22 protein-coding genes and 2 tRNA genes are annotated in these 25,871 nt (G+C 27.5%); 1 reads left to right on the top strand and 23 read right to left on the bottom strand.

Translation table 4 applies throughout. The features are described 5' to 3' along the window. Positions 1–16: 16 nt before the first annotated feature. Complete coding sequence (locus JRW51_RS01590) at positions 17–1,672, bottom strand: potassium transporter TrkG (RefSeq protein WP_250328428.1); 1,656 nt, start codon at positions 1,670–1,672, stop codon at positions 17–19. Positions 1,673–1,806: 134 nt separating this feature from the next. Here JRW51_RS01590 and JRW51_RS01585 point away from each other — a divergent pair, with 134 nt between their 5' ends. Beyond that, positions 1,807–2,475, top strand: a complete 669-nt coding sequence (locus tag JRW51_RS01585) for a potassium channel family protein (RefSeq protein WP_250328427.1) — start codon at positions 1,807–1,809, stop codon at positions 2,473–2,475. A gap of 3 nt (positions 2,476–2,478) precedes the next feature. On the opposite strand, the gene gatB is transcribed toward JRW51_RS01585, so the two are convergent. The 22 genes from gatB to hprK form a co-directional block, all read right to left on the bottom strand. Beyond that, positions 2,479–3,996: an Asp-tRNA(Asn)/Glu-tRNA(Gln) amidotransferase subunit GatB gene (gene gatB, locus JRW51_RS01580; protein ID WP_250328426.1), complete on the bottom strand. Its 1,518-nt coding sequence runs from the start codon at positions 3,994–3,996 to the stop codon at positions 2,479–2,481. Beyond that, positions 3,983–5,446, bottom strand: coding sequence for an amidase family protein (locus JRW51_RS01575; protein WP_250328425.1), 1,464 nt, complete (start codon positions 5,444–5,446; stop codon positions 3,983–3,985). The genes gatB and JRW51_RS01575 overlap by 14 nt, the downstream gene beginning before the upstream one ends. 5 nt (positions 5,447–5,451) lie before the next feature. Continuing rightward, entirely contained in the window at positions 5,452–5,805 is a 354-nt protein-coding gene (locus JRW51_RS01570; protein WP_250328424.1) for a hypothetical protein, read from the bottom strand. Continuing rightward, a complete protein-coding gene (gene ligA, locus JRW51_RS01565; RefSeq protein WP_250328423.1) occupies positions 5,795–7,846 on the bottom strand; it encodes an NAD-dependent DNA ligase LigA in 2,052 nt (683 codons plus the stop codon). The genes JRW51_RS01570 and ligA overlap by 11 nt, the downstream gene beginning before the upstream one ends. A 13-nt stretch (positions 7,847–7,859) precedes the next feature. After that, a complete protein-coding gene (locus JRW51_RS01560) occupies positions 7,860–9,059 on the bottom strand; it encodes a type II CAAX prenyl endopeptidase Rce1 family protein (RefSeq protein WP_250328422.1) in 1,200 nt (399 codons plus the stop codon). A 116-nt stretch (positions 9,060–9,175) separates the two neighbouring features. After that, positions 9,176–10,345 (bottom strand): CPBP family intramembrane glutamic endopeptidase, encoded by a 1,170-nt coding sequence (locus JRW51_RS01555; protein ID WP_250328931.1) that lies wholly within the window; start codon positions 10,343–10,345, stop codon positions 9,176–9,178. A gap of 151 nt (positions 10,346–10,496) precedes the next feature. Further along, positions 10,497–12,290 carry a PTS transporter subunit EIIC gene (locus JRW51_RS01550; protein ID WP_250328930.1) on the bottom strand — a complete coding sequence of 598 codons (1,794 nt, stop codon included), beginning with the start codon at positions 12,288–12,290 and terminating at the stop codon, positions 10,497–10,499. 259 nt (positions 12,291–12,549) lie between these two features. Further along, entirely contained in the window at positions 12,550–13,314 is a 765-nt protein-coding gene (locus tag JRW51_RS01545; RefSeq protein WP_250328929.1) for a glucosamine-6-phosphate deaminase, read from the bottom strand. A 76-nt stretch (positions 13,315–13,390) separates the two neighbouring features. Further along, positions 13,391–13,465 (bottom strand) — tRNA-Gly (locus JRW51_RS01540). A 45-nt stretch (positions 13,466–13,510) separates the two neighbouring features. Beyond that, positions 13,511–14,017 (bottom strand): PTS sugar transporter subunit IIA, encoded by a 507-nt coding sequence (locus tag JRW51_RS01535; RefSeq protein ID WP_250328928.1) that lies wholly within the window; start codon positions 14,015–14,017, stop codon positions 13,511–13,513. Between the two features lie 168 nt (positions 14,018–14,185). After that, positions 14,186–14,497: a hypothetical protein gene (locus JRW51_RS01530; protein ID WP_250328927.1), complete on the bottom strand. Its 312-nt coding sequence runs from the start codon at positions 14,495–14,497 to the stop codon at positions 14,186–14,188. A gap of 42 nt (positions 14,498–14,539) precedes the next feature. Further along, the gene (gene ptsP, locus JRW51_RS01525) at positions 14,540–16,336 is read right to left on the bottom strand and encodes a phosphoenolpyruvate--protein phosphotransferase (protein WP_250328926.1); all 1,797 of its coding nucleotides are present in this window, start codon (positions 16,334–16,336) and stop codon (positions 14,540–14,542) included. Between the two features lie 24 nt (positions 16,337–16,360). After that, positions 16,361–16,639 carry an HPr family phosphocarrier protein gene (locus tag JRW51_RS01520; protein ID WP_250328925.1) on the bottom strand — a complete coding sequence of 93 codons (279 nt, stop codon included), beginning with the start codon at positions 16,637–16,639 and terminating at the stop codon, positions 16,361–16,363. Between the two features lie 142 nt (positions 16,640–16,781). Continuing rightward, positions 16,782–18,362, bottom strand: a complete 1,581-nt coding sequence (gene cls, locus JRW51_RS01515) for a cardiolipin synthase (protein WP_250328924.1) — start codon at positions 18,360–18,362, stop codon at positions 16,782–16,784. Between the two features lie 62 nt (positions 18,363–18,424). Next, positions 18,425–18,517: transfer RNA gene (locus tag JRW51_RS01510), tRNA-Ser, on the bottom strand. A gap of 137 nt (positions 18,518–18,654) precedes the next feature. Then, entirely contained in the window at positions 18,655–19,296 is a 642-nt protein-coding gene (locus JRW51_RS01505; RefSeq protein WP_250328923.1) for a diadenylate cyclase, read from the bottom strand. A gap of 789 nt (positions 19,297–20,085) precedes the next feature. Continuing rightward, positions 20,086–20,526: an SsrA-binding protein SmpB gene (gene smpB, locus JRW51_RS01500; protein ID WP_250328922.1), complete on the bottom strand. Its 441-nt coding sequence runs from the start codon at positions 20,524–20,526 to the stop codon at positions 20,086–20,088. A 69-nt stretch (positions 20,527–20,595) separates the two neighbouring features. After that, entirely contained in the window at positions 20,596–22,542 is a 1,947-nt protein-coding gene (locus JRW51_RS01495; RefSeq protein ID WP_250328921.1) for a ribonuclease R family protein, read from the bottom strand. 11 nt (positions 22,543–22,553) lie between these two features. Further along, complete coding sequence (gene secG / locus JRW51_RS01490) at positions 22,554–22,853, bottom strand: preprotein translocase subunit SecG (protein WP_250328920.1); 300 nt, start codon at positions 22,851–22,853, stop codon at positions 22,554–22,556. Positions 22,854–22,912: 59 nt separating this feature from the next. Beyond that, positions 22,913–23,905, bottom strand: coding sequence for an NAD(P)/FAD-dependent oxidoreductase (locus JRW51_RS01485; RefSeq protein WP_250328919.1), 993 nt, complete (start codon positions 23,903–23,905; stop codon positions 22,913–22,915). Between the two features lie 4 nt (positions 23,906–23,909). Then, positions 23,910–24,890, bottom strand: coding sequence for a prolipoprotein diacylglyceryl transferase (gene lgt / locus JRW51_RS01480; RefSeq protein WP_250328918.1), 981 nt, complete (start codon positions 24,888–24,890; stop codon positions 23,910–23,912). Positions 24,891–24,898: 8 nt separating this feature from the next. Beyond that, complete coding sequence (gene hprK, locus JRW51_RS01475; RefSeq protein WP_250328917.1) at positions 24,899–25,858, bottom strand: HPr(Ser) kinase/phosphatase; 960 nt, start codon at positions 25,856–25,858, stop codon at positions 24,899–24,901. Positions 25,859–25,871: the final 13 nt, after the last annotated feature.

Genomic DNA, 25,871 nt, shown 5'->3' with positions numbered 1-25,871 from the left:
TATATTTTTTTGTAAATTATCCAATCAATATATCTTCTTCTGGATAAAATGTAGATTGTGAAATTATTTTTTTGTGATGGGTAACAGTTACTAATAAAACATTGCTAATTGTTAACTGACCGATAAACATCAAGATAATAATCGCTATTTTAGAAACAGAATCTAAATAATAAGAAAATCCTGTCGATAGTCCTGTTGTTCCAAACGCGGATGTATTTTCAAAAAATGAATCTAAAAAATTATAGTGGGAAACATTATCTAAGTTTGAATTTGAAATTGAAAATAAGCAGATGATAGAACTGATAAAAACTAAAATAATGGCGGTTACAAAAATAATAAAGGCTTGTTTAATCGTTTCATTTGGAACTTCTCGTGAAAAAACATTAATCTTTTCGCTTTTCCCTTGGATAATCCGAATAATAGTTAGAATAACAATAAACATAGTTGTTGATCTAATCCCACCACCTGTTGAACATGGACTTGAACCAATTCACATCATAAATGATAAAATTACCCGTGAAGAAAAAGCGAAACGTTGAATAGGAATCGTGCCAAATCCTGCATTTCTAGTTGAAGAAGCGTTAAAAACAATGTACATGAATTTTTGATAAAAAGAAAAATGGGGGTCATTAAAAATCGAAGGAGCAAAGTTTTTATCAACCGCGTTATCAAAAATCGAATTATTGACTTTAGGGTCAACATATTGGTGAATATGATAGGCTGAGTTTATATATTCAATTAAAAGAACTAAAAATATCCCTGCAAAGAAAACTATAAAATAAGAAAGAACAGCGACCTTAAAAAATAAAGAAAAATGCGGTTTATCAACTTTTCGATATCTGAAATGTTTTTGATAAAAATATTTACAACGTAAATAAAATTCATAAAAAATCGGAAACCCAATTCCACCAACAACAAATAAAATAATAACTAAAATTTGAAAGAAATAATCGGTTCCAAAATAAACAAAAGTATTTCCTCCAAAAATATCAAACCCAGCATTATTTAAAGCTGAAACAGAATGAAATAAACCATATCATCATGATAAAGTTCATGAATTATGTAATTGGTCAACTACATGGTTAAAACTTTTTCAATCAGCATCATTAGGATTAATAGCTAAATTTTTAGGATCACCAACATCCATTTGATGAAAATGAAACATAAAAATTAATGAAAAAACAGCCTCAAACAAGAAAATAGAAATAACTGAAACGCTTGTAATTGAAAAAGTTTGACCTAACTTATTAAATCCTTTTTCTTCATTAAAGGCGATTTTATCTAAAAACCCAAGTTTTTTACCAATTGTGAAAATGATAAAAAATTTAATAACTATTATCCCGATCCCCCCTAATTGGATTAACAACATCAAAAGAAATTGTCCAAAAAGATTAAATTGTGCTCAAACGTTAGTTGTTGTTAATCCTGTATCAGAAAAAGCACTAGCTGCGTTGAATAAAGCATCAATAAAACTAAATCTTTGATGCTTGTCAACAAAAAGCGGATTTTGATTATCAGGATTTTTTAATGCTCATTTAGATCATAATAATAATGCTATAACAAAAAGAATAATAACATATCCTAAAAATAATCTAAACTTAAAGGGTAATTTTTTATAAAATTTAAAAAAACTAAATCTTTGATTTGATTTTTTTTGATAAAAATTTTTCACAATGTAACAATATATAATAATATGAAAAGAATATAAAAGATTAAATTATATAAATTGTTCTATATTTTACTATTTAATTATATAAATATAAATATTTTAATCTTTTAAATAAAAAAACAAAAAATCTATAAATAATGAAAGATATTTGTGTCATCGGGGTTGGAAAATTCGGAAAACATTTAATCGAAACATTAAGTGAGTTGAATTGCAATATTTTAGCAATTGATATCGATCAAAAAAAAGTTAACGATATTGCTACTAAAGTAAGTAAAGCGATTGTTATTAATAATATTTCATCTGAAGTCTTTAATGATCTGGGTCTTCAAAACTTTGACAATGTTGTTATCTCGGTTGGAACTAATGTTGAAGCTAGTCTTTTAACAATTGCTTGTCTGCAAGAATTAGGGATTAAAAATATTACAGCAAAGGCGTCTAGTTTTCAACATTATAAAATTTTATCAGCGCTTGGAATTAAAGAAATTGTTTTCCCTGAAGCTGAATCAGGCAAAAATCTAGCCTACCGTCTAGTTTATTCAAAAAACTCAGAAATAACTATTTTAAATGAACAATATGTTTTTGCTAAAATAGCGGTTAATAATTTATCAATCGTTAATATACCGTTACAACAACTTGATTTAAGAAGAAAAAAACGAATTAATATCATAGCAGTTGATCGATATGATGAATTGATATTCCCTGAACCTTCAACTGAATTACAAATAGCAGATCAGCTTCTTTTGGTTCTTGAAGTTGGAGATATCGAAAAAATAACTAGCTGGTTAAACGGATGCAATAAATATTAAAAATTAATCTTTTTTAATCCTTTTATCAAGAACTGAAATAACTATTTCTTTGATTAATTTAGGGTTGGGTAATTTTTTAATAAAGGCGGGAACAGTTCTTCGCATATAAAAATTGTTAATCACTTTATCTTTTCTTTTTGGATCTAAATAATCATCGATAGTTTGAGGATTATTTTGAATCAGTTCTTGAACAAATTGTTTCAATTCAGGAATGACATCATCACTTGATTTTGAAGTATCAACTATTTGATTAACTATTTCTTGAAAGTTATCCCCTTCTATTTCATTAATTTGATTAATAAAAGATTTAACGATTTTTTTTAAAATAATAAATTCAAATTTTTGTCTTTGATTAAAAAGAAAAAAACAAAATTTATTAATTTTAGAAAAGTTTTTTATTAATTCTTGATCTTGATTAAGATAAGTTATAAATAGGTTAGAAAAAAAGACATAATATAAAACTCGATCATGGTTTTGGAGTTTTTTTAAAACGTTAAGCAATAAAGGGTTGTTGACGATAGCAATAGCATCTTTCTTTGAAAACTTTCATTCGTTAACGATGATATTGATTTTTTCTGAATAATTTGGTTTGATACTAATTTTAGATGTTTGTTCTTCAATCCAATTATTATCTAATTCAATCGGTAAAATATTACAGTCAGGGATATAACGATAATCAGCTAAAGTCGTTTTTTTACGCATTGAAAAATTATTTAACGTTTTCGGATTAAAACCTTTCGTTTCAGCATCGATTGGAATATTATTCAAACATTTATTACCGATCGTAATAATTTCATTAATAGTCGCTTTTTTAGCAAAATTAAAGGAACTTATATTTTTAATTTCAACTTTTTGACCGTATACTAAAGCATTTTTTTTCTTTAAAGAAACATTCACATCAAAGCGAAACTCGCCCCCTTCTAATCTTCCTTTTGTTATTTTATGATCTACTAATAAACTATGAAGGGTTGTTAAAAAGATTTGAACATCATCGCCTGTTTTTAAATCAATATGATCGGTAACTATTTCGATTAAAGGATTACCTGCTCTATTATAATCAATCAAAGTTCTGTTTTCTTTATGAAGTAATTTGGCGCTATCTTCTTCAATGTGAAGATGAATAAAACGAATTTTTTTTAATTTTCCCTGTGATGAAAAAATATTTAAATATCCGTTCTTACCGATCGGATTATAATATTGGGTTAATTGATAACCTTTCGGCAAATCAGGATAAAAATAGTTTTTCCGATCAAATGTTAAAACCTTGCTTATATCCATATTTAAAAGCAAACAAGTTTGTAATGCTTTGATGACAACTTCTTTATTTAAAAGCGGTTTAACTCCAGGATAACCTAATTCTCAATAACCGACCCCAACATTGGGTTTTGATTTAAAATCAACAACTGGAGTTGGAGAAAAAAGTTTTGTTTTGCTAATAACATTAACATGAATTTCTAATCCAATCGAAATTTCAAAAATCTCTAAAATTTCTTTTAAACTATATTCTTTAAGCTTTGCCATTTTTTAATAATAAATTTTCAAATTTAATGATACTTTCTAACTCTTGAGCAATCGATAAAAGTTTTTGATCTTCGTTTCGATCAGCGGTTAAAATTATTCCTGTTGGTAAACCATTAACAAGTTTAAACGGAATATTAATCGATGGACTTCCACAGAAATTAGAAATTAATAACTGATTTTCTAAAGAAGAATTTTCATGATCATAAAAAGGGTCATCAATTTTATATTTACTAATTAAAGGTGCTGGTTTAGATATAGTAGGGGCAATTAAACAATCGTAGGTTTTAAATAATTCTTCCATTTTATGAACTATTATTTTACGAATAATTTTTGCTTTTTTAAAATAAATGCCTTTTGTAGCAGAACTTAGAACAAAGGAACCAATCGCAAATCTTCTTTTAACCATGCTTCCTAAATAATTAGTTCGGTTCGCAAAAATTTGATCAAATCAACTTTGATATTTTTTATCAACATTTTCACCAAAAGTTGTCCCTAAAAGATTAGAATTACAACTTGAAGCTTCAGCATATGAAATGATTTCATAACAAACAGTAAGTGATGATAATAATAAAGATTTAAAAGAAACATATTCGATCGTATGCCCTTTTGCTTTTAAATTATTAACCAAATCATCAAAATGAAGTTTAATGTTATCTTTAAAATCATCATTGTCAGTTTCTTTAAAAATAAAAAATTTATATTTTTTATCTTTATTAGTTGAAAGTTTAATAGTTATATCTTTATTTTTTAAATGATAAGTTGTAAAATCTTTAGGATCGTAACCGATTAAGCAATTAGTTACTGTTACACAATCCTTAACAGAATTGGTAAATACTCCAACTGTATCCAATGATGGTGCATAATCGGCTAGTCCATAACGAGAAATCATTCCTCAACTTGGTTTAAAACCAACAACGCCACAATAAGCGGCTGGTTTTCGAACCGAATCTCCTGTATCAGTTCCGATAGCAAAACTAACTGCTCCACAAGCAACTAAAGCGGCTGAACCTGAAGAGGAACCGCCTGAAATATGTAATTTATTTCAAGGGTTTTTAACCGGTCCGTTTAAAGAAAAAATACCAGTTCCTGCCATTGATAGTTCATCAAGATTTGATTTGCAAATCATTTGTGCACCTTGGGTGTAAAGTTTTTCAAAAACGGTTGAATTGTAAAAAGGATAGAAATTTCTTAAAAACTGACAACCAATAGTCATCGGTAAATCTTTGGTTGCAAAATTATCTTTTAAAGCATAAGATAAACCATATAAGGTTTGCAGATTTATATCAGTTAAATTATCAATTTTTGGTTCAGATTTTCAATTGGTGCTGTTAATTAAAGAATAATTAAATGAAACATGGCCGTTAAGATCTAAATTATCTAAGATCGCTAAATAACTTTTTTGAATATTAGTAGAAGGCTTTAATTTTTGATATTTTGAAAAAAAATCCATAAAAATTATTCTTTATTAACTAATTTAGGAATAACAAAATAATTATCTTCCATTCTTGTATAAAACTTATTAGCAGAAATAAGTTCGCTTGCTGATGGTTGTGTTAAATCGACAACATCATCACGGAGTTGCATATAAGAAGGGGTTTTATGACAAAATGAATACTGTTCTGTTTCGTCATCGATTTGATAATCTTTAATTAAAGTTTGCATGATATCGAATTTAATAATCAAATCGTCAAATTCATCGATTAATGATTTAGTAAAAAGTTCATCAACCGCAAACATTAATCTTGAAGTAAAAAAGATAATTTGTGATTCTAAATCTTTAATTTTGGTGTTTTTATCTTTAAGTAGCATTGTTTATTAATTCTAAATATTGGCTGAAAGTTAAAATATTGACATTTGGTAAAGTTTTAGCAATTTCTAATTTTTTACCAGGTGATTCTCCAACAATTAAGTAATCAAGTTTATTATTTATATTATAAACAATATTAGCATTACAACTTTGTAAGTATTGATAAATAGCTTTTTTTCCGTGCGGGAATTTCCCAGTTAACAAAACGCTTTTATTAGTAAAGATTGAAACTTCTTTCTTTTGATTTAAATTATCTGATAGATTGAAATTATTATCTTTAAAAAATTGGATAAGGTTAAGGTTGCTTTCATTTTTGAAAAATTGAACAACTGAAAAAGCGGTTGTTTTGCCAATCCCTTTAATTTTTAAAAAATCTTCAATTTCAGCGTTAATTAAGTTATCAATGTTAGAAAAATGATCAATTAGTAATTTGATTGAACCTTTTCCTAAAAATCTAATACCAAGACTGAAAAGTAAGTTTTGAAACGGTCTTTTTTGAGAATGTCTGATTTCTATTATTAAATTGTTATATCTTTTAAGTTTAAAATTTAAATCTTTGTCATTGAAAAAGATTTCTTTATCAATCGTTTCCAATTTATAAATATCAATAATTGATTTGATAATACCCAGTTTATACAGTTTAACAATCGTTTTTGTTCCAAGTCCTGTAATATTCATCCCTTCTTGGGAACAAAAATGAATTAAAGAATGAATAACAATACCAGGACAGTTAATATTAAGACAATAAATATCAACTAAGTCTTGATATTTAACTAATTGTGATGAACAAAAAGGACAAATTTTAGGTTCTTCTATTTCTTTTGTATCTTTATCGATATGATGAACCTTGATAATTTTAGGAATAACAGAAGCAGATTTAATGACTTCAAGATTATCATGAATTTTGATTTGGTTATCTTTTATGAACTTATAGTTATATAAATGAACCCTAGAAATTAAAGAATTATCTAAATAGGTTGGTTTAATTTTAGCGACAAAAGTAATTTTACCACTTCTTCCGATACCGTATTCAACATCTAAAAGTTCACTAATAATCGATTCTGCTTTAAATTTATAAGCAATCGCTCATCGTGGTCAATTAATTGTTGCTCCTAGTTCTCCCCTATCTAAAAGATTATTTAATTTAATAACAACACCATCAACATTAAAATCTAAATCTTTCGCTTCTTTTTCTCATTTGTCAAAGTAATCAAACATATCTTGATCTGTTTCAATTAATTGACCGCCTTCAAAAACAGGGAAATGATTTCTTTTCAAAAAATGAAGCGTTTCTTGTTGTGTTTTTAAATTGAAATCTTTTCAATTAACAACATTGTATAAAAAGATATTTAATTTTCTTGCTTTAACAAGCTCTAATGATTTATGTTTAACAGTGCCTGAAGTTAAATTTCTCGGACTTAAAAATAAAGAAAGTGGTTTTTTATTGTCTTTAATTAATGCTTCGTTTTTAATTTCAATTTCTTTATTTATTTCTTTAAAAGTTGAATTAGATAATATCACTTCTCCGGTTACATTTAAAGATTTATATTTAATTTTCTTTGGCAGGTTTTCAATTGTTAAAATTCGATCTGTAACATCTTCTCCAATTAAACCATCACCACGTGTTATCGCTTTTTGAAGTTGATAATCTTCATAAATTAAATCAATGCTTAGTCCATCAAGTTTTAATTCAAGAAAAAAATGACATGAAGAGTCAGAAGATATCTTTTTTAAAATTGATTTCTTAAAGTTTAAAATATCATCGCGGTTATAGGCGTTGCTTAAAGATAACATTTGCGTTAAATGCTTTGCTTTAATTAAGTTTGATGCTGTTGGTTCATATCCTACTTTAATCGTTGGTGAATTAGGAGACTTAAATTGCGGATATTTTTGTTCAAGTAACTTTAATCTATCAAATAAAATATCGTATTCTTGATCAGTGATTTTTGGTTTTGATTTAACTCAATAATCTTCTCGTGCTTGATTAATTTCTTTAATTAAGTTTTCAATTTCAAGATTTATTTTGTTATTATCTTTTTCCATAAAATAAATAAACTTATCACAAAAGCATTATAAATGCTAACAGGTTATAAGATAAATGAATTGGAAATGTATAAGCGATGTTTTTTTTCAACATATAGACAGTTGAAAAAACGATAGCACCGCCTAAATAACCAGTAATTGATCCGATGTTATCCAATGAATCACCGTTCATAACATGCATATTAGAAAAAAATAAAATTGAAGAAATTCAAACAATAATCGAATTCTTTTTGGTTTTACTTAACGAAAAAATACCTTCTCGGCATGCTGACTCTTCAATTAAAGGCGCTAAACAAATACTTTGAATAAAAATAGATACCTTCCCAAACCATGAATAATTAAATATTTTATTAATTCCTGCCTGATTATCTGATTTTGCATCGAAGAAAAAATTTAAGAATGAAGCGTTTGATAAATTAGCAGACATAAAATTAAAAACTCAATTTAAGATAAAAACAGCGATAACACCAAAACCTGTTCAAATAAGAATATTATTGAAATTGGTTTTAAACTGAAATAAAAACGAAGCTTTTCAAAGATAAAATTTTCAAAAATAAAGTCCAATTAATAACATGTATGAGATTGATTGAACTGTGATAGCAATCATAGAATTAATTATTTCACGGTCAGCTTGGACAAAACTAGCGTTTTTAAACAGATTAATAACAACCCCTAAAATAATAGGTAAAAGCCCTCAAAATGAAATAGCTCAAATAAGAAAGAAAAAACCTGATAATCGTAATTTATCACGAAAATTTCATGATGTAACCCATAAAAAGATGCTTAATAAAATTAACAAAAAGGGATAAACTATTTGTGTAAAGACCCTTATGATATAAAGACCGTATGAAATGATTTGACCATTAAATGCAATTTTGGAAGATAAAAAACCATAATGTCTGAAAGAAAATAAAAAAAGCGAAAGAACAACCGGTAAAAGGATATAAGCAAGAAGAAAGATAGCAGAAACATGTTTATCGATGAAAGTATTTTTACCTTGAAGAATGGTTTTTGTGTCAGTTCTAAATGGTTGACGGTTTAAATAATTAATAACAAAAATCCGTGAACTTTGACTTGGAAAATAATGATTACCTTGATTAGTTGCAATGATAGTTTCAAAGTTATCAATAATAGAAGATTCAGGACAAACTTTTCTTAATGCTGAATGATAATATTTGAATTTAAGTTTAAGATATGAAAAAAGATTAATCATTTACATTTACTTTTCTAAAATCAATTTATTTAGGTTATTTTTAAAGTTATTTAAAACTTTTGTTTTATAAATTATAAATTGTTAAAAGTAATTTTGAATATTAATCTTAAATATTGCTAAAGCAACATACTAAGGGATGCTACAACGTTATTTAAAAAATGACCAGGTATTGTGTATAAAACCGATCTTTTGAAAAGATAAATAGCTGTAAAAACAAATGATCCAAATAAATAATATTTTATTCGTGGAAGTTGAGATATAACAAAACTTGTTTGAGTAGATTTGTATGTTATTGCATATCTTCCATCGACATGAACATAAGCAAATAATAAAGTTCCAAGAATTAAAAATAAAGTTTTATTTTTAACTAAACGATATAAACCTTCACGATAAGCAAGTTCTTCTATAACAGGAGCGCAAAAAACAGCGATAAATAAAACTGGAAGCGATGTATCATGACTATTAAAAAGTTTATTAGAAAAGTTGTCAGAAAAATAATTGTTAATGTGTAATGCTCTTCCGATAAGTAAAATTGCTCCTCCTGAAATTAAACCTCATAAAAGAATACTAAACCATTTAGTTCTTAATTCATAAAACAAAGTTATTGTGAAAACCTTCGCTTTAATAAAAATAAAAATGGTTGTAATAAAAAAAACAAGAAAAAAAAGAGTCTTGGACGGATCACTGCTTGTATTTGGGTTTATTCCGCTCTGAATGTTTATGATCTTTAATAGGACAAAATAAATAATAATATAGGTCATCACAAGATATAAAATAAAAAATAAACCTGAAAATTTCATGTCATTACGAAATGTTCATGAAAAAGTCCACATTAAAATAAAATAAAAAAAAGCTGTTAAAATCCAAATATTATTAAAAGTATCCAATCAATCTGTTTGGCTGAAAATTAATCTTCCTGTTGAAGGACTTCTAATAATTAAAATCTGAGGTTGAAAAATATAGACAAAAAAACCAATTAACATCGGCATAACCATGAAAACAAAAATAAAACCATATCTTCAAAGTGTGCTTGGAATGCTTTTATCATTTAAAAAATTAGGTAAAGGGGTTGGGTTAAAATGATGATTTTTAAATTGAATTAAAGTCTGTTTACTTTTTTTAGAAAAAAAATAATTATTAGTTAAATTATTATTTTCAATTTCTCTAATCAATGTTTCAGTAGAACGATCACCTTTTTGATAATGTTGATACGCTTTTTGAAAATATTTATTTGAGTTAAGTCAATTGTTGAATTTTTTAAAAGGATTAGAAAAAGAAAACTTCATGAAAAAAGTAAAAAATTAATTTGGAAATTTAAAAAAAATACTAAAAGAATATTAATATATAAAAAATGTAAAAGATATTATAGATATTTATTTAATAAAAAAAATGGAGGCTCCATGGCCTCCATTTAGATGAAAATAGTTTTAAATTAATCTATTCTTTTTTAAGAATATCATTTATTCTATTTGCAACATGTTCAACATCGGTACCGATAATAATTTGATAAGCTTTTTTACCAAGACGTTTAATTGCGTATGCTCCACCTCTTTGTTTAATTAAGGTATCATTTACAATTGAAGGAGAATTGTCTTTTAATTCAATTCTTAGTCTTGTAGCACAGTTTTCAACTTTAACGATGTTCCCTGGCCCTCCAACTCCGTCAACTATATTTCTAGCATAAACATAATATTTATCTGTTTCAACTTTTGGTAAAACCTTGGTTGCGTCGATATGATCGCTATCACCAAGGGCTCTTTCAACATGTTCGGCTTCGACCTCTTTTTCTTCAAGATGTGACATTTTCAAGACAACATCATGACGTCCAGGAGTCGCAACATCGAATCTTTTAATGATGTAGTAGAATGTTATGTAATAACATCCAAAACAAGCAGCAGCTAATGGGAATATAATCAATGGATTTGAGAATACTTTCGCCCCACCGCCAGTGAATGACATTGCGTGTTCCCATGACATTGGTAGGGAAATGATGTAGTCAATAAATCCTGCTGAGAATCCAAATCCGACTCTAATGTTTAACGCGACTGTTATGAACGAGAAGAACCCTGTTAAAAAGGCATGTATTCCCCATAACAATGGCGATACAAAAATAAATGAGAAAGCAAGGGGTTCATCAATACCTGTTAAAAAGGCAACCGCAGCTACCCCAGATAAGAATCCTAAAACTTGTTTCCGATTATCTTTTTTAGCGGTCATAACCATTGCTAACGCAGTGGCTGGTAATCCACCTAAAAACATAGGGAAATAACCTGTTTGGAATACACCAGCACCATTGACCCCAATCATAAAGGCATTAATGTCACCATAAATTGTAACACTTGAACCAGCATGATGGAGTGTTCCTGATTTATCCATTCATTCCACTAATAAATTACCATTAATTGGTAATTGGAATCATAGGAATGTATTTAGAATATGATGTAAACCAAATGGTTGCATCAATCTGTTAATAATTCCATAAACGAAAGCAAACCCACCAGCTTTTAAACTAGCTCCAGCGTTATAACTAAGTTTTGACCCACTAGCACCGCTAGAACCATTACCAATTCATTCTCCCATTGATAGAAGAGCGTATTGAAATCATGGTCATATAGCAGCAAATAAAACAGCAAAAGGAATAGATGCAGATAGCACTACCATTGGTAAAAATCTTCTTCCACTAAAGAAAGAAAGCGCAGGATGTAATTTGATTTCTTTAAATCTATTGTAAAAGAAAGCAGAAAAACAACCAAGGAAAATACCCCCAAATACTCCAATATCTAAAATATATTGAAAAGATCCTTTTGAAGCATCCTGTGGATCAGTATAAGTAACCCCATAAAGAAGTCTAGAATGACCTGATTTAAAAGGAAAACCACTCGGGAAATCCGATTGTTTTCAATCTAAGACGTGACTATAAAATCATGAAGCCATTCCGTTTTCACCAAGGAATGTAGTCATAATTATATATGCAAGACCACCCATAAGAGCAGCTTCACCACGAAGATCTTTGGCATATCCAAAAGCAAGAGCTATCGCAAAAATTAATCCTAAATTATTAAATACCGTTACACCGGGAAATTGAATAACTTGAAAGATATGCTGTAATCATGGAATAGAAACGGTGTATTGGATACCCAATTGACCAACCCGATTCAAAATCGCAGCAAATGGTAAAATTGCTATTGGATAAATTAAACACTTACCCAACCTTTGTAATTTTACTAGCATTTTATCAATTTTTGTTTGTTAAAATTCTATTATTTGTTTTTTTTAATAGGAACTATTTTTAAACAAAATGAACTAAATTTTTTCATCTTTAAAAATAATAACCCATTGATATTATATTTTGTTTAACTGGATCCTTTTGAAAAAACGATTAAATCGATAAATTTTTAGGTTTGATTTTTAAAGATAAAAAAAATATATCAGAAATATTTCTGATATATTTTAGGGTTTTAAATATCTTAAAAAAGCAATTTATAGGATATTAAAGATTAAAAATTTGAAGATATAAATTATCTTTATTAATCGATTTAGCGGCTTGTTCATCTACAAAAATATGAACATTTGGATGCAGTTGTAATATAGATGCAGGACAATCTAAAGATATATGATCTTGGGTTAGTTTCTTCAACGCATCTTCTTTGCTTTCTCCAAAAGCCAATAAAATAATGCATTTAGCGTTCATAATTGACTTAATACCCATCGTTATAGCTTTGGTTGGAACTTTTGAGATATCATTATCAAAAAACATTCTTGCGTGATCTTTTCTTGAAGATTCATGTAATTTAACAACATGGGTTAATGATGATATATCAGTTCCTGGTTCACAAAAACCAATATGTCCATTTCTGCCTAACCCTAATAATAAAAGATCGATTTGGTTGTGATCATGAATTTTCTTTTCATAATCTAAAATATTTTGATTAATATTCCCTATTCCGTTTGGGACATGCGTATTTTTGATATTGATATTAATATGATCAAAAAGATGATGATTCATAAAATAACGATAACTATACTCTTCGGACCCGTCAGCACCGACATATTCATCAAGATTAAAAGAAACAACATTCGCCCAGCAGGTGTTATTGTTTTTATGATCTTCGATAATTAGATTGTATAAATCGATCGGAGATGATCCAGTCGCAAAACAAATAACTGGTTTTTCTTTCTTTTTAACCAAATTTGTAAAGAACGGTAATGCTAGTTTTGATGCATTTTTGTTATCTTTTGAAATATATATAAACATAAATATATCCTTATTTTTAAAAATTTTTCATTTTTAATAATAATTATAAATTTTTACTTATATATAGTTAAAAAAATGGAGCAATCAGGGGGACTTGAACCCCCATCCACAATATGGCAAACTGTAGTTTTACCTGTTAAACTATGACTGCATAAAAAAACAACTATTGGTAGTTGTTTTAAAGAATTAAATAGGTTTAAGATTTTTTAACTATAGTAAAAATAGGATCTCCTGTTTTTACTTTTCCGTATTTGATATCGGTTATTTGAGCATTTTTTAAAGATTCATTTGTTACAATGATCGGAGAATCTAGAGATTTGGCTTTTTTCCCCAATTCATCAATATTTACTTCTACTAGTAAACTTCCTTGTTCTACTTCATCATCTTGCTCTACTTTTTTAGAAAAACATGATCCAGATACATTTACTGAATCAATTCCAATATGTAAAACCACTTCATAACCAGTGTCTGATGTTTTAATGCAATAATAATGTCCAAGCGGGAATACGTTAACTAATTTACCATTTACCATGGCATGAAATTCGCCAATTTCTGGAGTGATATAAACACCACGTCCTAAGACATTTTTTGAAAATACTTCATCTTCGATATTTGCGATGTCTTTAATTTCACCATCACATGGAGAATACACCACAACTGATGACGATTTCTTAAAAAAACTAATAATTTTTTTAATACACATATATAGATTTTTATCCTTTTTCCTTTATTAACTTCTAATAAGATAATAAGGTTCTATTCATTTTTTTATATAAATTATATAGAAAAAAGCAAAATTAAATAAAGAAAATCATTAATCTTGCTTTTCTTTTTAATCAATTTAAGGATCGTTTTTGACAAAATTTAAAAATTAAACTAAATAGATTAAATCGGTTCAATTAGATTTAAAATCAAAATTATTAGTTGCTAATGCAACAATAAAAGTGATTGTTATTAATAAAAATAAACAGGTTATAATACCATAAAATAAACTAAGTTGCTTTTTAAAAAAGCCCTCTTTTTTTCTTCATTTATGTTCAGGCGGGATTCTTCTTTCAAATTCATTTCTTTTTCAGGCAAGCCATAAAAAAACTAAACAAAGAATGAAGAATATAATCGTTGCAGGAATATAAATAGCTAATTGAACAGGATCAACTGTTCCTGAGAAAATAAAATTTATCATAACATTTGATTATATAATAAGTCCTTTAATTAAGTTAAGGATCTAAAATTGAATTAATTTTTTATCTTTGAAAAATTGTTCAACAATTTCAGCTATTTTTAAATGATCTACTTCATTTAAAACCGTTTCTAATAATTTATCACAATCTTTTTTAATTAAATTAGAAATTAAATAACGAATGTAGTTAACAGAACTAATTGAAACAGAATAATTTTGTAATCCCATCCCAATAAACAAAGGAACCGCTAAGGCATATCCTGCAGCATCTCCGCACATTCCAACTCATTTTTTCTTGCTGTTAGTTTTAGCAATAAGATTATTCATCGCTCAAATAACATTATGAATAAGTTTTAAAATACCTGGATGAAGCGGTTGATAAAGATGACTTAAATTAGAATTAGTTCTATCTGCAGCCATTGAGTATTGAATTAAATCATTTGTTCCGATTGAAAAGAAATCAACGTGTGGAGCAAATAAATTAGCAGCTACAGCGACAGCTGGAGTTTCAACCATAATTCCTAATTTATAGTCAAAACTGTTTAGATGTTCTTGTTCATGTAATTCTTTTTTCAATTCTTGAATTAAAAGTTTAACATCTTCAATTTCTTTAATAGTAGAAACCATTGGTAACATAATGTTAACGTTTTTATGTTGAGCACTTGTTCTTAATAGCGCTTTTAATTGATCTCTGAAAACGCTTTTATGAGCTAAAGAAAATCTAATTCCTCTTTTTCCAAGAAAGGGGTTATCTTCTTTTTCAAATTCATAATAAGGTAAAACTTTATCTGCTCCAATATCTAATGTTCGATATACAACATCAAAATCTTTGAATTTAGCAGCAATTTGAGCGTAAACGGTTGCTTGTTTTAAATAATTAGGTCAATTTGTAGCTGAAGTGAAAAAGAATTCTGTTCTAAACAGACCCACTCCATCAGCTCCTTCTTGACGTGCTTTTTCAGCGTCTTCAACGTTTCCGATATTAGCTTCAACTAAACATTCAAAGCCATCTAAAGTTACAGTTTTTTTAAAACCATAACTTTCAAGTGTTTTTTGGTAAGTTTCTCAAACTTTTTGTTTTTCTGCAAAAAAGGCTAATTCTTCTTTTTCTAAATTTAAATGAACATACCCTTTTTTAGCGTCGATAACAATCGTTTGATCATGAATATCTTTTTGGTTTTTTAATCCATGAACTGAAAATAAAACTGGTATTTTAAAGTTTTTTAAAAGGATAGCAATATGCGATGAAGCTGCCCCTTTATATAAAATAATTCCCTTTAAAAAAGGAGAAAAAATGGTTGAAATATCAACTGGTTCAAGTTCATTTGTAATTAAAATGAAATCTTCGCGATAACTTTCAAGAACATCAAAACAATTTTCTTTTACTTGATTGTTGATTCTTGAAATTAAATTGTTTTTAATTGAAATTAAATCTTCTGCTCTTTCAATAAAATATTGATCAGGTGAATCTTGAAAGATTTTAACATATTTATCAAGGACATCGTTAACAGCATAATCAGCTGCTACTTTTTCGTTTTTGATTAATGCTTCGATTTCTTCAATCATAATTCTATCTTGAAGAATGGTTAAAAATGATTGAAAGATTTCGCTATCTTCTTTTGAAAGTTTATCTTTTAATTTTAACTGCGTTTCTTGGTTTTCTTTAATTAAATATTCAATCGCTTTATTTAGTTTGCTTATTTCTGGAGCGATTTCGTTATCTTTAATCATCTTTTTAACAACTTTAGATGAAATAATTGTTTCTTTAATAATAACTTTTGCTTTTCCAAGGGCATAACCACTATTGATAACTATTCCTTTAAATTCAATATTATTTTTCATTATTATTTGTAAATTTTAAAATGATTATTCGACATTATTAATTACTTTTTCAAGAATCATCACTTTTTTAATCTCTTCAAGCGCATCTTTTTCATCTCGTCCATCCGCTACAATCTCAACATGACTGTTAGTTAAAATTCCCAATGCCATTAAATTCATAATTGATTTTAAATTTGCTGTTTTGCCATTGAAATTAATCGAAAGATTTGAACTAAAACGACTTGCTACTTGAACTATTTTCATTGCTGGACGGGCATGAATTCCGATCGGATCTATAATTGTAAAATTTGCTTTTAATGCCATATGTGTTTTAAAATTTTGTTAACTTTTTATTGATTTTACTTTTAAGTAAGAAAATTATAATTTTTTTTAGAGTTTAAAATAAAAATAAAGAACTTAATCTTTTCTTTGCTTATCGATATTATATTTAAAATTATGACAATTTTTAAAGAAGCGGTTCAAAAACTTTACAAAAAACTTTCATAAAATTAACGTAAATAAAGTTGTTGGGAAACTTAAATTTATCATTATTGTCTAGTTTAATCGGTTTACAAAAAGTTAAATCTTTCAAAAATTGTTTTTCAAACAGATCTGCTACTTTTTTAGAATAAAAAACACTTGAAAGTTCATAATTTAAAAAAATGGAACGATAATCTAAATTGGTTGATCCTAAAAATGTAATATCATCATCAATTAAAATCCCTTTTGCATGATAGAAAGCGTTTTGATATTCATAAATCTCGATATGATGAGGAATAAGTTTTTGATAATTTAATCTTGTCATAAAATGAACTGTTTTCTTATCAGCAACAGCAGGGGTAATAATTTTAACATCAACTTCAGAGTTGGCCATAATCTTTAAAATATCAATTAATTCATCAGATAAAACAAGATAAGGGGTTTGAATTCAAATTCTTTTTTTAGCTGAAGCGAATAATTTAACAATTAATTGATAATGGAGAGAATCGACATAACTTGGACTGTTTTCAACGGTGTGAATTCATTCATTAGATGAAGATTCTTGATGAGATAGTAAGTGATTATTTAAAACAGGAGATTGGTAGTTTAAATATTCAGCTTTATTTTTAATATATTTTTGAGTAATAAATTCTCAATCTTGAAGAAAATTTAATTCAAAAATATTAGCGGCTGCTCCTTTGATTAGAATATGATTATCACGTCAATAACCGAATTTATTAGTTACGCCGATATATTCATTCCCGATATTAATCCCGCCAAAATAAACAACTTTACCATCAATAATAATTGCTTTTCGATGATTTCTGTAATTGGTTGAAGTTCCAAGGTTTGATCACGGAGGAGAAAAACAGTGAATTTTAATGTTATGTTTTCTTAATTGTTTAATATAACCAATTCCTAAATCCATTAATGAACCAACACCGTCATAAATGATTCTAACATCAAGACCTTCTTGACTTTTTTGTTCTAACAACTTTAAAAATAAACTTAAAATAAATCCATCAGAAATAATAAAATATTCAACATGAATATATTTTTTAGCTTTTAAAATATCTTTATAAACAGATTCCATTTTTTCAACCCCATCAATAAAAAATTGAAAATGATTGAAATGAGAAATCGGTTTATAACTAATATTTTTAATAAATTTATATAAACTTAAGCGTTGATGATTATCTTTATTTGCTTTTAGAAAATCATTTTCCAAACTTCAATCATCTAATTTATAAAAATCTTTTGTTCGGTTAATAAAACGATGATATTTTTTATAGTAATAAGTTCGACCAAATAATAAGTAAAAACAAATACCAAAAAAAGGAATTGCAAAAATAACAAATATTCAAGAAGTTTTTGAAGCTGCTAATCTTTTTGAAGACATAAAGATAACAAACGAACTAACTCAAGCTAAAGTTAAAACAAAAAAACCATAAATGTAAAAAAAAGACAATTTAAAAACGGCAATTAAAACAATAAAAAGGACGAATAAAAATATCATCAACGAAAGAAAAAAGGCAAAAATAACAATTTTAGAATAGAATATCTTCATATACGTTTCAACTTTTATTCTTCTTATATCTTTTTAGTATACAAGATATCGAACAATAAAAATGGCGAAGCGGGTGGGACTCGAACCCACACGTCGGTATTAACCAACCTACTTTCTTAGCAGGAAAGCCTCTTTGTCCATTTGAGTACCACTTCAGAAAAAAGACTTTATTCCTTTGTAATTATACAAATTTAAAATATATTTTTAATCACTATAAAAGTATTGATAGTCATTTATGATCAATTATTCTTAAAAATTTATTAAAGAATCTTGAAAACTTTTTTTAAAAATTTTAACTTTTAATATCTTTTATTTTTTGAGCTTTTAAACTCATTTTTTCAGATTTATTAATATTTTTATAAAGGATAAAATTGTAAATATCATAAGGATCTTCAATAAAAATAAGATCTTTTTTATAAGCACAGGCAATATCACCATTCGTTTCAGAAACAACAATTACAATTGCATCGCTTATTTCGCTAATCCCTAAAGCAGCACGATGTCTGCTTCCAAATTCTGGTTTTAAGCGTTGTGTGCTTGTTGGCAGATAACAACAAACAGAAACAATTTTATCACCGCGAATAATCATAGCGCCATCGTGTAATGGTGATTTTTTATTAAAAATAAGTTGGATTAACTCAGGTGATACATCAGCATTAATTCTATATCCTCTTTTAGCGTATTCTTCAAGAGATCCATGTTGTTCAAGGACAATTAAAGCTCCTAAACGTTGCGAAGATAAATGTCTTACAGTGTCTATTAACTTGCTTGTAAGCATTTTTTTCTTTGAAAGCTGCAATTTTTTTAAACTATTTTCTGAAATTCAACGCGAACGGTTGTTTTTGAAAATAACTTTAAATAAGAATATCAAACAAGTGATAGTTATTAATACCGCGATATATACTACTAAACCAAAAAGATCAGCGCTTACCATTAAATTGAGTTAAATGCTTTGTACTTTGTATTTATTTTAGTTTATTATATTCATTTTGTTTAAAAATAAAATAACTGCATATCCATCCAGGTAATAAAACACTCCCCCATAACAAGAAAATAATTTGATTTATTATTTGTTGTGGAGGAGATGGTGAGAATCGAACTCACGTCCATTTATTTCTAATTAATTGTTTTCGACAGTTTAAAATTTTTGTTAGTTAAAATACAGATTGAATCGATTGTGTATGATCTGATTTAAAAAAAGACCGAATGATTCAGCATCTACTATTTTATTGAAACACAATAAACTTTATTTTAGACTTTTATAAATCTGAAAATAAATTTTAAAGAGAATAACTATTTTTACTTTTCTAAGTAAAAATTGTCGAATTGACAAAATAAAAACTGAGAAAGAAACTTAAAAACCGAATTTTACTTAGAAGAATAGTTGAACATCGTATATTAAATATAATTCATCCCAAAAACTATAAAATAGAAAAAATGTTGTATACAGAAACACTTTTTTTTAAACTAACCGATTAAGATAAATACTAAATAGCTAGTTGTGCACTTACATTTTGAGATGCAAGCAGATTAAATGGAACTGAAATTTCTTCAGATTTTTCAGTTACAGTATTTTTTTGGTTTGCGTTTATTAAACCTCGTGGTCTTATGGTCTACCACACCACTGCAACAAAAAACAGAAAATAAATGTCGAGGCCTTAACATCCCCATGAATAATTATAAAACTTTTTTGATAAAGATCAAACCCTTTATCAAAAAAGTTTTAGTAATTTTTGAGGTTTTTTAAAGCTTCTTTATTTTTTTCAGTTTGCCGTTTTTCATAAAGTTTTAAACCTTTTGCTAAACCAATTTCAATTTTAACTAAATTATTTTCTCAAAAAAGTTTAATCGGAATGATCGTTGCAGCTTCTTTTTTGAGAAGGATATTTAGTTTTAAAATTTCATGTTTATGCAGAAGTACGTCCCTTGTTCTTTCAGGGTCTAATTTAAAAAAAGTTTGATATTGATAATTTTTAATATGCATCCCGATGATTTGGGCAATATTATTCCTATTAATAACAACATAAGCGTTATCAATGACAACATCATTATTTCTAATCGATTTAACCTCTGAACCTTTTAAAACAAGTCCAGCATTTAAGGTTTTTAAAATTTTATACTTATATAAATTTTTATTTTTTTGGATTATTTTTATAGGTTTCATAATAGTAATATCTTTATTTCTAATCATCAAAAAATAAAAATGGGACGAAAATAAACTTTTTACATATGATTACATATCAGAAAGATTAAAAATTATTTGTCCCCTATTTTTATTAACTTCTATTACTTCAACAAGAATTTCTTGTCCAATCTTTAAATTTTTATGATGGTCATGCTTATTGACAACAATATTTTTGATTGAGTCGTGTTTATAGTGATTTGGTAGACTTTTAAGGGGGATAAGTCCTTGAATTGTATTTGGTAAGGTTACAAAAATACCAAATTTAGTGATTGATAAAACTAAACCGAACATTTTATGGCCAACTTGATCAGAAAAAAACTCAGCTTTTTTAATGTCTTCTATTTTATATTCAATGTTTGTCGCTTGAACTTCGGTTTCAGAAATATGATCAGCGATTTCTTCAAGATTTTTTAAATGAAAAAAATTATCTTTCAATTTATCGTTTTGATGTAATAAATAATAGTTTAAAGATCTATGAACTACTAAATCAGCATAACGACGAATTGGTGATGTGAAATGTAAGTATTCATGAATACCTAAACCAAAATGGCCAACGTTTTGAGGACTATATCTTGCTTTAGCCATCGCTTGTAAAACTAAAGGATATAAACAAATATTATTTTCCTTATCTTTTAAAGCGTTGAGAACTTTTTTAAAAGTTGATGCATCGTACTTTTCAGTTTTTAAGTTTATTTTGAGATTTGCTAAAAATTGAAGACGCGTAAACATATCTTTAGCGACTAATCTATTTGGAGATGGATGAATCCGATAAATGCCTGGAAGTTTATTTTTAAGAAGGAATCTTGCAACTTCTTGGTTGGCTAAAACCATAAATTCTTCAATTAATTTTTCAGCATCTAAGTTATGTCTTTGCTCGATAGCAATTAATTTATTTGGAGAATCAGGATCAAAAATAAATTTAGATTCAGTTAACTCAAACGACAAAGCGCCTTGGTTTTGTTTAACCTTATTCACTTTTTTATAAAGCTGAAACGCTAAAAGAAGCATGTCTTTAAGGTTGTTATCTGCTATTTTTGCTGAAACCTTGTGATCATAAAAAAGATCATTTAATTCAGTATAGGTTAAACGGCCGTGATTTTTAATAAATGAACGATAAACTTTTGATGAAATGGTATTACCGTTTTGATCAAGATGGATTTGACATGTTAAAGTCAGTTTTAAACCAGACTCATTTAAAGAACAAAGATCGTTTGAAATTTCAAAAGGAAGCATCGGGATAACTTTATTTAGATAATAAATACTATTACCACGATTCATCGCTTCTTGATCTAAAGCTTTTCCTTCCTGAACGTAATGGGATACATCTGCGATTGAAACATACAAAATATAACCGTTATCTGTTTTTTCAACACAAATGGTGTCATCTAAATCTTTCGCTGTTTCTGAATCAACTGAAACAATTGTTTTTGAAGTTAAATCAGTTCGGTTTTTAAAATCGTCTTTTAGTTTAACAACGTCGTATGATTCATTGATAACTTCTTTTGAAAATTCAACATCAACCCCATATTGATAAAAAATAACACGCTGGTTAATGTCTTCGTTTTCAAAATGACCAAAATCTTTGTCAATTTTAACCAATAAACGGTTGTCTTGGACAAAGCGAATTGCTTGGAGTGAACATTTATGATTTTGATATTTTTTATCAATTGGATCTTGAAATAAAAGATCATAAAAAAAACTATAATCATCAAAAACAATTTTTGGTGAGCTGTTTTCATCAAAAAGAAAAGTACCGATAATTTTAGCGTTTTTTCTTTCTAAAATTTTAATAATCTTTACTTCTTGTAAAAATTTAGGATTTTGTGGTCCTTTAAGTTTGACAGCTTTAAAAAGAACTTTATCGCCATTTAAAGCGTTTTTGAAATTATTGTAGAAAACAATATATTTATTTGTTGAGTTTTCTTCAATAATAATTCCTGAATAATTTCTTGAAAACTTAAAGATCCCAACTAAAGTTTGGTGATTATCAATCATTTATTTAAAATTTAAAAACTTATAATTTGAAAATGTAAAAGAATAACAAATACTAAACAAATAATCAAGAACGAGGCAATTAACAAAGAAGTGATTCTTTTAAATTTTTTATCTGATTCTTTTTGTTTTATTTCACGAAACAAATTAGAGTCAGTGGCCCCTGTTAAAGTTGACCCTAATCCTTGCGTTTTCCCGCCTTGGAGAAGAACAAGAATAATTAAAATAATTGCAAGAAGAATAATGATAACAAACATAGTTATTCCAACCCCTTGTTTAACAGATGAAAGTAATGGAAAAATGTTATTTAACATAGATATTTTTTATTCTTTTTAAATTATAAAGTATTAATTTTAAATGCCTATTTTTAGGACTAATCTTTATCGCTTAGATTGTCTAAATATTTTATAACTTCTTGGGCAGCGATTGCTCCATCGCTGGCTGCGTTGACAATCTGATGCAATGTTTTATTATTAATGATATCACCAACAGCATAAATGCCAACGTGATTGGTTTCCATTTTTTGATTAACTTGAATAAAATTATTTTTAAGATCTAAATCGATGTTAGAGTTTTTTAAAAATGAAGAATTAGGTTCAAGGCCAATAAAAGGAAAAACAGCGCTTACATTTAAAAGTTCTTCTTCGTTAGTTTTAATGTTTTTAACTAAAATTGAATTTATTTTCATATTATTTAAATTACCGTTAATTGCTAATGGGATAAAAGAAAGTTTTTCTTCAATAACATCTTGGTGATGATTTAAGCGTGTTACTAAAATTTTAGCTGCACGATATTGATCACGACGATGAATGAGATATATTTTGGGGTTATATTTTGTTAAATACATTGCTTCTTCTAAAGCAGTATTCCCCCCTCCGATAACAGCTACAGGTTCATTTTTAAAGAAAACAGCATCACAAACAGCGCAGTATGAAACACCATGACCATAAAATTCATCTTCACCAGGAATGCCAATTTTCTTTTCATTTAAACCGGTTGCTATGATAATTGTTTTGGTGTGAATTTCTTTTTTTTCAAGATCGTTTTTATAGTAAACAACTTTATGTAACGTAGAAATATTTTTAATTTTATAAACTGTTCCTGTTAAAAGAGGGATATTTAATTTTAAAACTTGTTCATAAAATTTTCATGCCAAATCAGGGCCGTCAATTTCAACAAAACCGGGATAGTTTTCAATTTTACCAGTTCGAACTATCTTCCCTCCTGGAGAATCTTTTTCAATAATAGCAAGATCTAGATTACCACGTTTACCGTATAAAGCAGCGGTTAGCCCAGCTGGACCAGCACCGACAATGACACAGTCATAAATTTTATAATCTGGTTCGTTTTCTTGAATGTCTTTCATGTATTTATGATTTTACTTTAGATTTTAAAGAATTTAAATTCGGAATATCTTGAAAACAATTTAATTTTTTAACATCAACTTGAAGGGTATTTTCTTTGATTCAATCAAATTTTCAAGTCACAGCATTTCTTAAGAAATTTTTTCTAAATTTAGAATTAAGATTAAAAGTTAAAAATTGATGCGTTTTATAAATGATTATTCCGACTCCAACTCCAATAAAGATAATACTTGTTAAAACCGATAAGCGGATTCACTTGACCCCAAAAAAGGTCATGATATATTTTTCATAACGGAAGTTTTCAAGAATTGCTCTTAAAACACCATATCCAATTAAATAACTAGCTCCTGCGTAGCCATCTATTTTTAATCAATTAAGTTTTGGAAGGACAAAAAAGATAAACATTAAAATTCAAAAATTAAAGAAACCTTCAATTAAGAATAATGGGGTTCTGACAACACTTGAAGATTCGCTAACTAGATGAAGATGATCACGAATAAAAGGTGGCAGTCAATTTCACAGATTAGAAGGATAACCTAAAACTTCTTGGTTAAAGAAATTACCCCATCTGCCAAGAATTTGTCCAAATAAAATATTGGGAAGAATAACATCAAAATATTGAATAACGCGCATGTTATACTTCGGTGCTTGTCATCTAAATCAGAAATAACCTGCTAAAATTGAACCCATTAAAGCGCCTTCAATTGCAATTCCACCTTTTCTTAAATCAAACAAAGATCAAAAAGTATCAAACTGACCAATATCACCGACTATATATCAAATTCGTGCTCCAACTATAGCAGCAGGAATAACAATGAATAAAACATTTTCAAGCGGTTTAGTTGATACTTTTTTTAATTTAGCAGTATACCAAGTTCCAATTGAAGAAATAATGATACCTAAAAAAATAAAAATAGCATATCAATAAATCGGAAAGTTGCCTATATAAAAGGCGACCCTAAAATCACTAGAATCAAGAAGGTTCATATCTTAGTTTATTCTTTTTCATCTTTCTTTACAAAATCTAAAAATCTGTTTTCTAAATCCTCTAAAAAGTTGATACCTTTTTTCTGGATTTTTAAATTAATAACAGCAGCTTCAATTAGTTGAGAGATAGATCTTCCAGGTAAAACTGAAAGCGATATCATCGGAATTTTAATTCCTAAAAGATCAACTAGTTTATATTTTTCATTTAACCGTAACGGTTCGCTGAAACCTGGTTGGTTTTTAGGATAAAGTTTAATGATACATGAAATTTTAATTTCATCTAAAACTTTATAAACTCCAAAAACTTTCTCAACATCAAATAATCCAATCCCCCTTATTTCAATTAAATTTTTAATTAAAGGGGCGGATGCACCATAAAGTTCATCGCTGGTACGATAAATAATTATACGGTCATCACCAACAAAAAAATGATTTCTAGATAACAAAGTCATACAGATTTCACTTTTACCAATCCCACTTGGACCTTCAATTAAAACCCCTTCTCCATAAACACTCATTAAAGAACAATGTCTTTCAATCGTTTTTGAAAGTTTTTTAGAAATCCATGGAACTAAATCAAGAAAAAATTCAGTTGAGGATAAAGAAGTTTCAAGAAGCGGGAAATCGGCTTTTTTGCAAATATTAGTCAATTCTTTTTTAAACTGAAACTTTGAGGTCATAACTAAAACTGATGATAAACTGTTAACTAAATTGGTTAATCTTTCAATTCGAAGCGCTGGTTTTAAAGAAGCTAGAAAAGAAGATTCTTTACCACCGATTAAACAAACCCTTTTATTTCTGCCAGAAGCAAAATAATCTGCTAATTCCAAACCAGGTCGATTAATACCAAAACTTGAAATTTTATTCATCATTTTATCATGACCTGATAAAATTGTTAACTTAAAGTTGTCAACCAAATCTTGGAGATGGAAGAATTTACGTAATTTTTTTGAATCTTGTTTATTCATGTCAATTGATCTT

Origin of the sequence: Mycoplasma sp. SG1 (genome assembly GCF_023612375.1) — a bacterium.
GTDB lineage: Bacteria > Bacillota_I > Bacilli_A > Mycoplasmatales > SG1 > SG1.
The sequence above is the reverse complement of the archived record's forward strand: the minus strand, read 5'-3'. Positions and strand labels throughout refer to the sequence as shown.